13 protein-coding genes and 1 tRNA gene are annotated in these 15084 nt (G+C 64.1%); 9 read left to right on the plus strand and 5 right to left on the minus strand.

Annotated features, from left to right (window positions below; genetic code table 11):
- The first annotated feature begins 119 nt into the window (after positions 1 to 119).
- The 6 genes from MMSP_RS11910 (at position 120) to MMSP_RS11935 (ending at position 7221) form a co-directional block, all read left to right on the plus strand.
- Positions 120 to 1511, plus strand: coding sequence for a glycine--tRNA ligase (locus MMSP_RS11910; RefSeq protein WP_152522446.1), 1392 nt, complete (start codon positions 120 to 122; stop codon positions 1509 to 1511).
- An 833-nt stretch (positions 1512 to 2344) separates the two neighbouring features.
- Entirely contained in the window at positions 2345 to 3883 is a 1539-nt protein-coding gene (locus MMSP_RS11915) for a phospholipase C (RefSeq protein WP_036426448.1), read from the plus strand.
- A 422-nt stretch (positions 3884 to 4305) separates the two neighbouring features.
- Complete coding sequence (locus MMSP_RS11920) at positions 4306 to 5841, plus strand: phospholipase C (RefSeq protein WP_152522489.1); 1536 nt, start codon at positions 4306 to 4308, stop codon at positions 5839 to 5841.
- 286 nt (positions 5842 to 6127) lie between these two features.
- Complete coding sequence (locus tag MMSP_RS11925) at positions 6128 to 6445, plus strand: hypothetical protein (RefSeq protein ID WP_012395276.1); 318 nt, start codon at positions 6128 to 6130, stop codon at positions 6443 to 6445.
- A 132-nt stretch (positions 6446 to 6577) separates the two neighbouring features.
- On the plus strand, positions 6578 to 6874 hold the full coding sequence (locus MMSP_RS11930) for a WXG100 family type VII secretion target (protein ID WP_011739602.1): 297 nt from the start codon (positions 6578 to 6580) through the stop codon (positions 6872 to 6874).
- 62 nt (positions 6875 to 6936) lie between these two features.
- Positions 6937 to 7221, plus strand: coding sequence for a WXG100 family type VII secretion target (locus MMSP_RS11935; RefSeq protein WP_011740938.1), 285 nt, complete (start codon positions 6937 to 6939; stop codon positions 7219 to 7221).
- A 208-nt stretch (positions 7222 to 7429) separates the two neighbouring features.
- On the opposite strand, the gene MMSP_RS11940 is transcribed toward MMSP_RS11935, so the two are convergent.
- Positions 7430 to 9418: a TPM domain-containing protein gene (locus MMSP_RS11940; RefSeq protein WP_020786799.1), complete on the minus strand. Its 1989-nt coding sequence runs from the start codon at positions 9416 to 9418 to the stop codon at positions 7430 to 7432.
- 143 nt (positions 9419 to 9561) lie between these two features.
- Here MMSP_RS11940 and MMSP_RS11945 point away from each other — a divergent pair, with 143 nt between their 5' ends.
- A complete protein-coding gene (locus MMSP_RS11945; RefSeq protein WP_020786800.1) occupies positions 9562 to 10839 on the plus strand; it encodes a deoxyguanosinetriphosphate triphosphohydrolase in 1278 nt (425 codons plus the stop codon).
- A 41-nt stretch (positions 10840 to 10880) separates the two neighbouring features.
- Positions 10881 to 12851, plus strand: a complete 1971-nt coding sequence (dnaG, locus tag MMSP_RS11950) for a DNA primase (protein ID WP_020786801.1) — start codon at positions 10881 to 10883, stop codon at positions 12849 to 12851.
- 14 nt (positions 12852 to 12865) lie between these two features.
- On the opposite strand, the gene MMSP_RS11955 is transcribed toward dnaG, so the two are convergent.
- Positions 12866 to 13111 carry a hypothetical protein gene (locus MMSP_RS11955; RefSeq protein ID WP_011739606.1) on the minus strand — a complete coding sequence of 82 codons (246 nt, stop codon included), beginning with the start codon at positions 13109 to 13111 and terminating at the stop codon, positions 12866 to 12868.
- A gap of 206 nt (positions 13112 to 13317) precedes the next feature.
- Between MMSP_RS11955 and MMSP_RS11960 the strand changes: the two genes are divergently transcribed.
- Positions 13318 to 13393 (plus strand) — tRNA-Asn (locus tag MMSP_RS11960).
- Between the two features lie 85 nt (positions 13394 to 13478).
- Here MMSP_RS11960 and MMSP_RS11965 read toward each other — a convergent pair.
- The 3 genes from MMSP_RS11965 to cysE are packed head-to-tail and all read right to left on the minus strand — an operon-like array spanning position 13479 to position 15084.
- Positions 13479 to 13931: a DUF4395 domain-containing protein gene (locus tag MMSP_RS11965; protein ID WP_012395272.1), complete on the minus strand. Its 453-nt coding sequence runs from the start codon at positions 13929 to 13931 to the stop codon at positions 13479 to 13481.
- A 27-nt stretch (positions 13932 to 13958) separates the two neighbouring features.
- Positions 13959 to 14387 (minus strand): thioredoxin family protein, encoded by a 429-nt coding sequence (locus MMSP_RS11970; protein ID WP_015356455.1) that lies wholly within the window; start codon positions 14385 to 14387, stop codon positions 13959 to 13961.
- Positions 14388 to 14397: 10 nt separating this feature from the next.
- On the minus strand, positions 14398 to 15084 hold the full coding sequence (cysE, locus tag MMSP_RS11975; RefSeq protein WP_015356454.1) for a serine O-acetyltransferase: 687 nt from the start codon (positions 15082 to 15084) through the stop codon (positions 14398 to 14400).

Genomic DNA, 15084 nt, shown 5'->3' on the forward strand with positions numbered 1-15084 from the left:
ACTTCCACTGTCACATGCATGATGATGCATGTCAAAGACCGCCGTGCCGATCGCTACCATGGCTGAGGTTTTGTGCGCGGTGGCTTACCGGCGCACGAGTTTGCCCAATCGGGAAGGGAGTGGGTTGCCCCGTGGCGTCTGTCATTGACACCGTGGTGAACCTGGCAAAACGGCGAGGCTTGGTCTATCCGTCCGGCGAGATCTACGGCGGTACGAAGTCTGCGTGGGACTACGGTCCGCTGGGGGTCGAACTCAAGGAGAACATCAAACGGCAATGGTGGCGGTCGGTGGTTACCGGCCGCGACGACGTGGTCGGACTCGACTCGTCGATCATCCTGCCGCGCGAGGTCTGGGTGGCATCGGGCCACGTTGAGGTCTTCCACGATCCACTGGTGGAGTCGCTGATCACCCACAAGCGATACCGGGCCGACCATCTCATCGAGGCCTACGAGGCAAAACACGGTCAGCCGCCGCCGAACGGGCTCGCTGACATTCGCGATCCCGAAACCGGCGAGCCCGGCCAGTGGACCGAATCACGCGAATTCAACATGATGCTCAAGACCTACCTCGGCCCCATCGAAACCGAGGAGGGGTTGCATTACTTGCGTCCGGAAACGGCGCAGGGCATCTTCGTCAACTTCGCCAACGTGCTGACCACGTCGCGTAAGAAGCCGCCGTTTGGCATCGGTCAGATCGGCAAAAGCTTCCGCAACGAGATCACCCCGGGCAACTTCATCTTCCGCACCCGCGAGTTCGAACAGATGGAGATGGAGTTCTTCGTCGAGCCGTCCACGGCCAAGGAATGGCATCAGTACTGGATCGACACCAGATTGCAGTGGTACGTCGACCTCGGCATTGATGCCGAGAACCTGCGGCTATTCGAACACCCCAAGGAGAAGTTGTCGCACTACTCCGACCGCACTGTCGACATCGAATACAAGTTCGGCTTCGTCGGCAATCCATGGGGAGAGCTGGAGGGTGTCGCCAACCGGACCGACTTCGACTTGTCCACCCACTCCAAGCATTCCGGTACCGAACTGTCGTTCTACGACCAGGTCGAAGACGTTCGCTACACGCCCTACGTCATCGAGCCGGCAGCGGGGCTGACCCGTTCGTTCATGGCATTCCTGATCGACGCCTACACCGAGGACGAAGCTCCGAACGCCAAGGGCGGGGTCGACAAGAGAACCGTGCTGCGGCTGGACCCGAGGCTGGCGCCGGTCAAGGCAGCGGTGCTGCCGTTGTCACGGCACGCCGACCTGAGCCCCAAGGCGCGGGATTTGGCCGCCGAGCTGCGCAAGTACTGGAACATCGATTTCGACGATGCCGGTGCCATTGGGCGACGCTACCGGCGCCAAGACGAGATCGGCACCCCGTTCTGTGTGACGGTGGATTTCGACTCCCTCGAGGACGACGCCGTCACCGTGCGTGAGCGTGATGCCATGACCCAGGAGCGGATCGGGATCGCCAAGGTCGCCGACTACCTGGCGCCGCGTCTGAAGGGCTGCTAGACGTCGGGTCGGTCGGTGCTGTCGCCGGTTTGGTGTGCTTGCCGGCGCACCCGCGGCGGGAGTCTCGGCACCCGGTTGGGTGTTCTATCTGCCATCGCCCCTCGATGGCACGTCGGGCCGGCTGTCACCCCGGGATCGTGACCTGACGCGCGGCCCGGTGGGTGCCCAGGGAACGCCGGAGCCCTGGTTACGAAACCCTTATCGATGATTGATTTTCCGATCACGACCGGATTACTCGAGCCGCGAATCTTTTCTGGCTTGAGAATAAGATCCTAGTTGCTCTATTTTGTCGATACTCATGTGGATGAGAGACCCCTGAACAGGGGAAACGCTGTGTTGGTGGGGCCGGGGGTGGGTCGAGAAATGGCTCTATGAGGGATCGATTAGGAATGTGAGACTAGATAAATTTTTGTCGTGACGCCTTTTAAAAAATATCGTTCCGCAGTTAGTGGCTATCGCTGCGCCGAACGGCCCGCGGGCGCCGATGCCACCGTGGCCCGCCGGCCTGCGCTCGGGGGATCAACTCCGTCATCCTTCGAAGGATCGCCGGGCCTTGTGGTTGTTGGTAGCTGGTTGCCGATGATCGACGGCGCGACCCCGGCGGTGGTTTTGGCGGCATTTGAATGCAATTCAGGCGACCCGTGAGTTGCCCGAAATCTGTCAAAACCCGCCGCATTGTGCTGCCGAAGCGAACGGCGAATATTGTTGTCGGTAACCAAAACCCAGAACGACACGCCGGTCGGCGTGCCGCTGTTGATCGCCTCCGTAACTATACCGTGATCTGGAGTGTTTTCAGGGAGGCAGATTAGGTGAGCGGCAACCCGTTCCGAGGAATGTCGCGCCGGGAGTTCATCGCCAAGATGACGGGCGCTGGTGCCGCGGCATTGCTTATGGACTATGCGGGGCCGGTCATCGAAAAGGCATATGGGGCCGGGCCCTGCTCAGGTCAGCTGACTGACATCGAGCACATCGTGCTGTTGATGCAGGAGAACCGGTCATTTGACCATTACTTTGGCACCCTCTCCAGCATTCGGGGTTTCAGCGACCCATCGCCGACGTTTCAGCAAAAAGGTTGGAATCCCAGGACGCAGGCGCTGGACCCAGTAGGCACCACCATTCCGTTCCGGCTCGACACCACCCGCGGCCCTTTCTTGGACGGCGAGTGTGTCAACGACCCGGAGCACCAATGGACCGCAATGCATCTCTCGTGGAACGGCGGCGCCAACGACAACTGGTTGCCCGCTCAGGCGAATACCCGCACGGGGCCGTACGTCCCGATGACAATGGGCTACTACACGCGCCAAGACATACCGATCCACCATTTGCTGGCAGATACGTTCACAATCTGCGACGGCTACCACTGCTCGCTGTTGACCGGCACTTTGCCCAACAGGCTGTACTGGATGAGCGCCTGGAATGACCCGGCTGGCACCAACGGAGGGCCTCAGCTCGTAGAACCCGGCTTTCTGCCGCTGCATCAATACAGCTGGCGCATCATGCCGGAGAACCTCGAGGACGCCGGCGTGAGTTGGAAGGTGTACCAGAACAAAGACGCGGGGCGCTTCATCAATACCCCGATCAGCAACAATGGCCTGGTCCAGGCTTTCAAGCAGTCCGGTGATCCGCGGTCGAACCTGGCCAGGTACGGCATCGCGCCGGGCTACCCGGTGGACTTCGCCGCCGATGTCAAGGCCAACAGACTGCCGAAGGTTTCTTGGTTGGTGCCGAACTTCCTGCAGTCCGAACATCCCGCACTTCCGGTCGCGCTGGGCGCTGTGGCCATGGTGACGGCGCTGCGGATCCTGCTGTCCAATCCCGCGGTGTGGGAGAAGACGGCCCTGATCATCAGTTATGACGAGAATGGTGGCTTTTTCGATCACGTGACCCCGCCGACTGCGCCCCCCGGGACGCCCGGGGAATGGGTAACGGTGCCGGACATCAATTCAGTCCCGGGGTCGGGAGGAATCCGCGGACCGCTGGGGCTGGGCTTCCGAGTGCCCTGCATTGTTGTGTCGCCGTTCAGCCGCGGGGGCTTGATGGTCCATGACATCTTCGATCACACCTCGCAGCTGAAGTTGATGAGCAAACGATTCGACGTGCCAGTGCCCAACCTGACCGCGTGGCGAGATGGCGTGGTCGGCGACATGACCTCAACGTTCAACTTCGCAACCCCGCCAAATCCGTCGCGGCCCAATTTGAGTCACCCGCTTCTGGCGGCGGTGCCAAAACTCCCGCAATGTATCCCGAACGTGGTGCTGGGAACCTCGGATGGAACTTGCCCTGCCATCCCATATCGAGTGCCCTATCCTCAGTCGATGCCCGGCCAGGAAAGCACCCCGGTGCGTGGGATTCCCAGCGGATTGTGTGTGTGACCAGAGCGCACTGAGGGGATCGCGGTACCGACGACACCCGGCGCGTCCTGATGGTGCGCTGCGGGTTCGCCCTGGTCGGCGTGATCCGGCGAAGTTCTGTGGATTCGATTGGCGGACAATGAAATTAGCCGCTACCGGCGCAGTCGCGTCATCGGTCGGTCCGATGTCTGAAAATGCTTATGCGGCAGGGGCGATTCGCGAGAACCCGTCATTTCCACAGCGGCGGCGGGGATAACACGCGCGCAAGATTGCGGCGCCATACAACGGTTGGGCCCGGTTCACGCATACGCGCGCTATTGGACATGGCAACAATCCCCGGATGACACGCCGGTCGGCATTTGTCGCCTCTGGGCGTCCTCAACATAAGGTGACCCACGACACGCCAAGGAGTGCGCATGGTGAGCCGAGACGCGTTCGCCGGAATGTCACGTCGAGAATTTATGGCTAAGGCCACCGGGGTTGGCGCTTTTCTCACAGACTGGGCAGGGCTCCGGCGTTCCCTGACAGACTGGGCCGCTCCGGTGATTGAAAAGGCTTATGCGGCCGGTCCGTGCTCCGGACATCTGACCGATATTGAGCACATCGTGTTGTGTCTTCAGGAAAACCGGTCTTTTGACCACTATTTCGGCTCGCTCTCGAGTGTGGACGGGTTCGACACCCCAACGTCGTTGTTTCAGCAGAAGGGTTGGGACCCGCGGACGCAATCGGTCGATCCGGCCGGTACCACGGTGCCCTACCGCATCGATACGACCCGGGGGCCCAACGGAGTTGGCGAGTGCGTCAACGATCCCGATCACCAGTGGATCGCCGCCCAGGGCGGCAACGACGGCTGGTTGGCCGCGCAGGCCAGGACGCGGTCGCAAGCCAATACACCGGTGGTAATGGGTTATTACGCACGCCCGGACATGCCCATCCATTACCTGCTCGCCGACACCTTCACGATATGCGACCAGTACCACTCGTCGCTGTTGGGCGGGACAATGCCCAATCGGCTGTACTGGATCAGTGGAACCGTCAATCCTGACGGTGACAAAGGCGGCCCTCAAATCGTCGAGCCGACTATTCAGCCGAAGTTGACATTCAGCTGGCGTCTGATGCCAGAGAATCTCAGCGATGCCGGTGTCAGCTGGAAGGTCTACAACAGCAAGTTACTCGGCGGGCTCAACGACACATCGCTGAGCCGCAACGGATATGTGGGCAGCTTCAAGCAGGCGGGAGACCCGCGGTCGGATCTGGCCCGCTACGGCATTGCACCGCGTTATCCCGCCGACTTTGTGCTCGACATCATGAACAACCGGTTGCCGCAGGTGTCGTGGGTCGTCCCCCTGACCGTCGAGTCCGAGCATCCCTCGTTCCCGGTCGCGGTCGGTGCGGTCACCATCGTCAACCTGATCCGGGCCTTGCTGCGAAACCCGGCCGTGTGGGAGAAGACCGCGCTGATCATTGCCTACGACGAACACGGCGGCTTTTTCGACCATGTGACGCCGCCGACGCCGCCGGAGGGTACGCCCGGTGAATGGATCCCCCCAACGGTCGACATCAACACGGTCGACGGGTCCGGCGGTATCCGCGGGCCGATTGGGCTGGGCTATCGAGTGCCTTGCTTTGTCATTTCTCCCTACAGCCGCGGCGGGCTGCTGGCTCACGAGCGGTTCGACCACACCTCGCAGCTGCAGCTGATCGGCAAGCGATTCGGGGTGCCGGTTCCCAACCTGACCCCATGGCGGGCCAGCGTGACCGGGGACATGACTTCTGCATTCAATTTCGCTGTCCCGCCCAACCCCTCGCAGCCCAACCTCGACCATCCGGCCAAACAACTGCCGAAGCTGATCAACTGCGTACCGAATGCGGTGTTGGGATTTCTTAACGAAGGGCTTCCGTATCGGGTGCCTTATCCCCAGACGACGCCCACGCAGGAGTCCGGACCGGTGCGTGGCGTCCCCAGCGGCATCTGTTAGTCGCTGAATATTTGCCTATGCCAAAGGAAGCCCACCGCCATCGCAGCCGAGCGGCATGGGGCCCACGCGGCGCTGGTCGAGGCGCAGGTCGAGCCGGCGCCGGCCAGACCGTCGTGAGCCGTTCGCTGTGCAAGTTGCACATCGAGCGGCGTCCGTCTGGGCCCCCAGAAAATTCGATCAATCGGGGCATATGGCCCGCGATATTGGCTTACGATGCGGGTGCTTGGTGGTTTGTGTTTCGCCATTGAGAGTTGGGGTCTTGAGATCGGCACTGGAAGGGGACAGCGTGCTATTGCCTCTTGGTCCGCCCTTGCCACCTGATGCTGTGGCGGCTAAACGGGGTGAGTCGGGGCTGCTCTGCGGCTTGTCGGTTCCGCTCAGCTGGGGTACGGCCGTTCCGCCGGATGACTACGACCATTGGGCGCCGGAGCCTGAAGAGGGCGCCGAGGCCGTGGTCGAAGAAAACGTGGATGCGGCAGCTGCCGGTACCGACGAGTGGGACGAGTGGGCGGAATGGAGGGAGTGGGAGGCAGCAAATGCCGAACCTCATTTCGAGATGCCCCGTACCAGCAGCGTGATACCGAATTCGCCGGCGGCCGGTTGAGAGAGAGGGGGAAGACAGTCATTCCTTCACGATTGATTGGCGGCTTGGGGATCCCGCAGTTGGCAATACCAACAATCAATCTGCATGAGTAATCCCAGGTAACTGAGTCGAGAGAATTAGGAGACAGGCAAGATGGCAACACGCTTTATGACCGACCCGCACGCTATGCGGGACATGGCGGGCCGTTTCGAAATGCACGCCCAGACGGTTGAGGACGAGGCCCGCAAGATGTGGGCGTCCTCGCAGAACATCGCCGGCGCGGGCTGGAGCGGTATGGCTTCGGCAACCTCGCTGGACACCATGGGTCAGATGAACACCGCTTTCCGCAACATCGTCAACATGCTGCACGGCGTGCGTGACGGTCTCGTTCGCGACGCGAACAACTACGAGCAGCAAGAGCAGGCCTCGCAGCAGGTCCTCCGCGGCTAACGTCCACCGCAGCGAAAGCTGTTGCAGCCAAACACTTTTACAAGCTAAGGAGAACAGGTTCAATGACAATTAACTACCAGTTCGGCGATGTCGACGCCCACGGCGCCCTCATCCGCGCACAGGCCGCTTCGTTGGAGGCCGAGCACCAGGCCATCGTTCGCGATGTGCTGGCCGCCGGCGACTTCTGGGGTGGCGCCGGTTCGGTGGCTTGCCAGGAGTTCATCACCCAGTTGGGTCGCAACTTCCAGGTGATCTACGAGCAGGCCAACTCGCACGGCCAGAAGGTTCAGGCCGCCGGCAACAACATGGCGCAAACGGACAGCGCCGTCGGTTCCAGCTGGGCCTGATAGGTCTGGAGAAGTTTCGGTTCGCGGCGGCGCACCGCTGGCCGGTGCGCCCGCCCTACCGAAAATGTGCACGTCCATGTACGGGTACCCGGTGCCCGCACGTGGACGTGCGCATTTTTGTGCCTGATGTTCCCTGTGCCTAATTGTTCCCGTTGTCCGCAACACGCCGAGACGGTCGAGACGGTTGCGTTGGCTGGGGGCGTGGGCGCTAGAACCGCCCGCCGCCGCCCAGGAAGCCGCCGCCGGATGAGTCGCCGGACGAGCCCGAGGAGCCGCCGAACGAGGTGGGGCTCCACCCGCCGAAACCACCGCGCATGCCTCCGCTGAGGAGGTCGCCGATGATGATGCCGCCAAGGACTGCGCCGGTATTGCTGCCGCCCTGGCGCGTGTAGGCGCGCTGGGCGGCCTGCACGTCGGAATTGGCCAGCGACTGCGCGTTCGCGGCCAGCGTCGAGGCCGCGTTGGCCTGGGCGATCGCTTCGGTCGGATTGGTCGATCGGTAGCTCTGTGCGGCGTCGAGTCGACGTCCGGCCTCGGCCAGCCGGGTCCTGGCTTCCGGCCCGATACTGCCGCGACGGGTATCGATGTAGTCCGAGACCGCGCGTATCCGCGACTCGGCCGTGAACAGTGCCTGTTCAAGTGAACGTCTGAGGTGTTCGGCGTTTGCCTGCTCCTGGGCGATGGCGGCCAGGAGTCGATCGAGATCGGCGTCTGCCGTGGTGAGCTGGGCAAATGCACTCAGTGGATCCGCGGCGCCGGTGACGCGAGCGTTATCGACGGCCCGAGCGGCCGCATCGCGGGCCGCGATCAGCTCTGCTGCGTAGGCCGATTTGTTGGCCGGTGACTTCTGCAATTGCTCGTTGGCGTGCTGGATGCCCGCCTGAATGTCAGCCAGCACCGACGGCATGGTGGCAACCGCATGTCTGATGTCGCCGGCCGCGCTGTCCACCGCGTCGAGCAGCGAACGAGCCTGACCGAGCGCGGACTCGGCGGCACGTACCGCATCCACCAAACCCGTCTGTTGGCCGCTGACTGCCTTTGCGGACAACTCACGTGCCGAGCTGATGTTGCTATCGGCGAAAGCCAGCAGTTCGTGGGCGGAGGTGACATTGGCGGAGATCGAACTCAGCGCGGTGGCCCCGAACTCGTCGTGCAGCTCGACCAGTCGCTGTTCGGTCGGGGCAATGCGGGTGGTGAGTTCGATGTATTGCTGGGTGAGCAGGTCCAGCCGGGCCGGTGCGTTGATCACCAAGTCACGCAGCTTTTCGAAGGCTTCGGTCTGGGACTCCAGTTCGCGGTCGGCGTTGGCGGCCGAAACGATCACCCGGGTTAGTAGGTCACGCCGCTGCGCGGGTGTCTCGGGGGTGCTGTCGTCAAGCTGCTGACGCACGCTAAACGCTTGGGATAGCGCAGCTTTGGCGTTGCGTACCGCCTGGGAAAACGGCGCGGTCCGTTGTTCGCCGAACTCGTCGATCGCCACGGCGAGCTCATTGGAACTGGTGCGCACGGCGTTGTCGACATCGACCACCATTGACCGGGACAGTTCGTCGAGGACGTCCAACGGCACCGCGGCGAGAGCCCGGGCATCGGTGGGGTCGACCCACCGTGCCGCAGCCAGTGCGTTGGTGCGCCGCCGGCTTGCGCGGTAGCGCATCACAATCCAGAAGATCGCGACGGCTACGGCGAGGACGCTCAGGACGACGAGCAGCGGTATTCCGCCGGACGGGCGTGGCGATTTGTTGAGTCCGTCCGCCGCGGCGACGGCAGCGCCGGCCCAGTCGCCGTCGCGCAGTTTGGGCTCGATCTTGTTGCGGCGCAGACTTTCGACCTGGCTGGAGGTGATCCCGTCCACGGTGGACGGCACCAGGAACGCGTAGGAGCGGGCGACGGTGGCCACGGCCAGTATCGCGTCGTAGTCACCCAGCTCGCTGGTTTGCATGGTGCGCTGCGCCCAGTTCGTGGCGCTCTGCCCGGAGAAATCGTCGACGTAGACCACCCAGAGCCGCACATGTAGCTCGGTGTAGAGCTGGTTGACGGCGGTTGTCACCTTCGCGCGACCCGAACTGGTGAGCGCGTCAGCGTTGTCGGTGACATAGCTCGCCAGCCGGAATGGCGGTTGTGCGCCGGAAGGCGGCGCCAACAGCAGCCCGGTGGTGAAGATCATCAAGATCACGCCAAGTAGGCGGGGGATGCGCATAGCCTAATTTAGCCTGGCGAGCACACAGTCTCATCGAAGCAAGGCTTTGCATGTCCGGGCGATTCGCCGCCGGAGGCAAACAGTGTCGGCGCGAGCGCCGGCCGTGGGTCCCGGCGGCGATCTGCCTGGCAGACTGTGGGGCGGTGAGCACAAAGCAGCAGGAGCCGTATGGCGACTTCGACCGCCAAAGGCGCGTGGTCGAAGCGCCCAAGACCGCGGGTCTGCCGGGCACCGAAGGTCAACATCGCACCGACTTCGCCCGCGACCGCGCTCGAGTGTTGCACTGTGCTGCGCTGCGCAGGCTTGCCGACAAGACCCAGGTCGTCGGACCGCGCGAAGGCGATACGCCCCGCACCCGGTTGACCCACTCACTGGAAGTGGCCCAGATCGGGCGGGGCATGGCGATCGGCCTGGGCTGCGACTTGGACCTGGTCGAATTGGCGGGTCTGGCCCACGACATCGGGCACCCGCCCTACGGGCACAACGGTGAACGGGCGCTGGACGAAGTCGCCACCGGATGCGGTGGCTTTGAGGGAAACGCGCAAAACTTCCGCATTCTGACCAGCCTCGAGCCGAAAGTTCTTGATGAACACGGCCTTAGCGTGGGTCTGAACCTGACCCGGGCAGCACTGGACGCGGTCACCAAATATCCCTGGCCACGTGGCCGCGCGCGGCGCAAGTTCGGTTTCTACGACCAAGATCTGCAACCAGCGCTTTGGGTTCGGCAGGGGGCGCCGCAGCGCCGGCCGTGCCTGGAAGCCCAGGTGATGGACTGGGCCGATGATGTCGCCTATTCGGTGCACGACGTCGAGGACGGTGTCGTCTCCGAACGCATCGATCTGCGGGTGCTTGCCGACCATGACGAGGCGGCGGCGCTGGCCAAGCTGGGGGAGAGCGAATTCTCGCGGGTCAGTGCCGACGAATTGATGGAGGCTGCCGGTCGGCTGTCGGGGCTTCCCGTCGTCGCGGCGGTAGGCAAGTACGACGCGATGTTAGCGGCCTCGGTCGCGCTGAAGCAGTTGACCAGCGAGCTGGTGGGCCGGTTCGCGTCCGCCGCGATCGCGACTACCCGGGCCGCGGCCGGGCCGGGGCCGCTGGTGCGTTACCAGGCGGATCTGCACGTGCCCGAGTTGGTGCGAGCCGAGGTCGCGGTGCTGAAAATACTGGCGCTGCAGTTCATCATGTCCGATCCGCGGCATCTCGAGACTCAGGCCCGGCAACGCGAACGAATCCACCGGGTGGCGCAGCTGCTGTATGCGGGGGCGCCGCGCACGCTCGATCCGATCTTTGCCGCGGCATTCAATGCCGCCGGGGACGACGGCGCTCGGATGCGGGTCGTCGTCGATCAGATCGCCTCCTACACCGAGGGCCGCTTGGAACGTATCGACGCCGCGCAGCTGGGCGATGGGAGGGTCGGGTAAGCGGCCTGATGGCGTAGCTGTGCACGCTTTAGACTGAGCCGATGTCGGGTCCGGCGGGTACTAGAGATGCGGGTCGTCCCGGTTCGGGAGGCCGGTCGCGGATTTCTGATCGTGACATCGCCGCCATCCGCGAAGGCGCCCGCATCGAGGATGTCGTCGGCGACTACGTCCAGCTCCGACGCGCCGGCGCCGACTCACTCAAGGGTCTGTGCCCGTTTCACAACGAAAAGTCGCCGTCGTTTCATGTGCGACCCAATCACGGCCACTTCCATTGCTTCGGCTGCGGTGAGGGCGGCGACGTGTACGCGTTCGTGCAGAAGATCGAACACGTCAGCTTCGTCGAGGCGGTGGAACTGCTCGCCGACCGGATCGGTCACACGATCAGCTACACCGGCGCGGCCACCAGTGTGCAGCGTGATCGCGGCAGCCGCAGCAGGCTGATTGCCGCCAATGCGGCCGCCGCGGCGTTTTACGCCGAGGCCCTCGAGTCCCCCGAGGCGGCACTGGCCCGTAAGTACCTGACCGAGCGCAGTTTTGACGCTGCGGCCGCCCACCACTTCGGCTGCGGCTTTGCGTCGTCGGGGTGGGACTCTTTGACAAAGCATTTGCAGCGCAAGGGCTTTGAGTTCAAGGAACTGGAGGCGGCCGGGTTGTCCCGGCAGGGGCGACGTGGCCCGATCGACCGGTTTCACCGGCGCCTGCTGTGGCCCATCCGCTCCTCGGCCGGTGAGGTGATCGGGTTCGGGGCGCGGAGGTTGTTCGATGACGACCCGATGGACGCCAAGTACGTCAACACCCCCGAGACGCTGTTGTACAAGAAGTCCTCGGTGCTGTTCGGAATCGACCTGGCCAAGCGCGATATCGCCAGGGGGCATCAGGCCGTGGTGGTCGAGGGCTACACCGACGTGATGGCCATGCATCTGGCCGGTGTCACCACGGCTGTGGCATCCTGCGGCACCGCGTTCGGCGACGAGCACTTGGCGATGCTGCGCCGGCTGATGATGGACGACAGCTTCTTTCGGGGCGAGCTGATCTATGTCTTCGACGGTGACGAAGCGGGCCGTGCCGCCGCGCTCAAGGCCTTCGACGGTGAACAGAATTTGGCCGGTCAGTCCTTTGTCGCGGTCGCCCCGGACGGGATGGACCCTTGTGACCTGCGGTTGGCCTCGGGCGATACCGCCCTGCGTGACTTGGTGGCCCGACGGACCCCGTTGTTCGAGTTCGCGATCCGCACCGCCCTCGCCGAGTCGGACCTGGAGAGCGCCGAGGGCCGGGTGGGCGCGTTACGCCGCTGCGTACCGATGGTGGGTCAGATCAAAGACCCCACGCTGCGCGACGAGTACGCCCGGCAGTTGGCCGGTTGGGTCGGTTGGGACGATGTGGCTCAAGTCATCGACCGGGTGCGTGGCGAAGCGAAGAACGCCACCAGACCGAACCGGGGTGGTGCCGCGACCAAGACACCTCGTCGCGTCGCTCACGAGTCCACTGACACGGGCTCTGCCGAGCCGGCCGCCGCTCGCCCCGACCCGCGTGATCCGACGCTGTGGCCGCAGCGTGAGGCGCTCAAATCGGCGCTGCAGTACCCGGCGCTGGCCGGGCCGGTCTTCGACACCCTGACCGTCGAGAGTTTCACCCACCCCGGGTACGCCGCGGTGCGAGCAGCCATTGACGCGGCGGGCGGCACGGCGACCGGGGTCACCGGGGCGCAATGGATGGACATGGTGCGCCAACAGACCACTTCACCGTTGACCTCAGGGCTGATCAGTGAATTGACGGTAGAGACGATCCAGGTTGATGAGGAGAAACTGCCCCGCTACATCGGTGGTGTCCTGGCCCGGCTGCAGGAGGTCTGGATGGGCCGGCAGATCGCCGAGGTGAAATCCAAGCTCCAGCGGATGTCACCGATTGAACAAGGCGACGAGTATCACGCGCTGTTTGGCGACCTGGTCGCTATGGAGGCCTATCGACGCAGCCTGTTGGAACAGGCCAGCGGCGATGACCTCACCGCGTGAGACGGGGCGTCAGGTCAGGGTGCGGCCTTGGGTTGGCGTTCAACGACGACCGTTTGCGTGTCGATCTCGGTCAACGTGACGAACCCGGAATCGGGGGAGACGCGGTTGGCGATCTTGCGGCGTCCGGCGTCGATCACCGTTTTGGCGGCGGGGCTGCCGGTAAGCGCGCGATAGGTGCCGGCGATCTGCTCGTAACGGCGGCGCCCGGCCTTCGCGCCCAACACGTAACCCAGTCCCAGCAGGGCGACATACCCGATCAATGCTGTCCCTCCGACTAACGGTGCGGTTGCTTCTATCCTGCCTCACGGGCACGGCGGTGCGCTCGCCCGATCCCTCCAGCCGGGTGCGCGGCGCCGAAAAAACGACGATCGGGTGGGTATCTGGTCCCTCTGATAGTTGGGCGCAGGTCTACCAGTACGCTAGAGTCGTCCCGCGATCTGCGCCACCGTTCGCATGGACCGGTTAGTCCCCTGTAGCTCAATTGGCAGAGCATTCGGCTGTTAACCGAAGGGTTGGAGGTTCGAGTCCTCCCGGGGGAGCCAAGATAGTTAGACGGGTCGCTTGATCGATTGACCGGCATTCCGCGGACATCGCCGCTACCCGTTAACCCGCTGCGATAATCACCGCTCAGGCAATGGGTGCCCGGCGAAGGCGGGCGACCAGTGGGTAGAGCTGGCAGCCCAGGCAGATACCGAATGCCGCGTTGAGGAAGGCCGCGAACAACGCCAACGAGGTCGCGACGACGCCCCACAGCGGTACCCCGAGGGCAAAGCCGACGACGCCGGCGGCGGCGAAAACCAGTCCGACCAATTGGGCGAACCGCAGTGGCGGCACCGGCTCGAGTTCCCGCGCCGGTCCAAGTCGCGCAGCGGCGAGTTTGGCGAACAGGAATCCATAGGGGCTGCGGCGTGGACCCCGCAGCGCGGTGACGGCGAAGACCATGGTCTGGACGCCCAGGATCACCGCTGCGGCCCGGGTGCTGGAGATGGAGACGACCAGGGTGAGGATCAGGACCATCGTGGTGATCCACGCGGCAAATCGCGGGCCTCGTACATCCACTTGACTTGGATGGCTGGGCATCTGGCCGCTCCTGTCCGGCGGTGGCGGTTAGGTGAGCAAGGGGATCAGCGTTGCCCGCAGGTCAGCTACCTTCGGGACACCCGCGGTGCGGTATCGCTGCCGCCCGTCGGTGTCGAAGATGAAGGTAGTGGGTAAGGAGAGCACAGACAGCCGTTTCGCCGCGACCGGATTCGCGTCGATGTCGACCTCCACGTGTGCCACATCGGGTAGCTCCTCGCATACCTGATCGACCACGCGGCGCACCGCGGCGCAGGGGCCACACCAATTGGCGCTGAAGTGCATGACGGTGGGCCTGGTTTCAGATAGGCCAAGATCCGAGGTGTCCTGGTGCGCGCGGTCGGTCGAGGGGCCGGTTTCACGCAACACTCCCGCGCGGCGATTGACCGTCAGCCCGATCGCCGATGCCCCGGTCAGGGCCGCGACGATCGCGGAGGCGGCTATCAAAGTGGTGCTCATCGGCCAATCCTCAGATCGAGAAGTCTTCGCCGTGCCACACCCCGGCCTCCGGCGGCCGGATCACCCGCGCGTTGGGCGGGCGGTCGTCGACCTGCGCCTCCAACCTGGCCACCCTGGTCAGCAGCGACTGCAGGCTGACCCCCACCAGATCGGGTAGTAGCGAGTCGTCGTCTCCAGACGGCCCCTGGCGGCTGATGACCTGTCCGGGCACCCCCACCACCACCGCACTCGACGGGACTTCTTTGACGACGACGGAGTTGGCGCCGACGCGGCTGTCGTCGCCGATCTTGATCGGGCCCAGGATCTTGGCGCCCGCGCCGATGATCACCCGGTCGCCGAGAGTGGGATGGCGTTTGCCGACGTCGGTGCCGGTGCCGCCGAGGGTGACACCGTGGTACAGCGTGACGTCGTCGCCCACCTCTGCGGTCTCACCGATGACAACCCCGGTCGCGTGATCGATGAACAGCCCGCCACCGAGTACGGCCCCGGGGTGGATATCGACACCGGTCAGGATGCGATTGATCTCGCCCAGCGCGCGCGCCACCAGACGGGCGTTACGACGCCACAACCAGTGGCTGATCCGGTGTCCCCACACCGCGTGCACGCCCGGGTAGCAGAAGATGACCTCCAGCGTGGTGGGCCGGGCCGGATCACGCTGTCTGGCGGCCTGGATGTCGCGTCGTATCTGGGTCAGCAT

It is taken from the genome of Mycobacterium sp. 012931 (assembly GCF_000419295.1).
Classification (GTDB): domain Bacteria; phylum Actinomycetota; class Actinomycetes; order Mycobacteriales; family Mycobacteriaceae; genus Mycobacterium; species Mycobacterium marinum.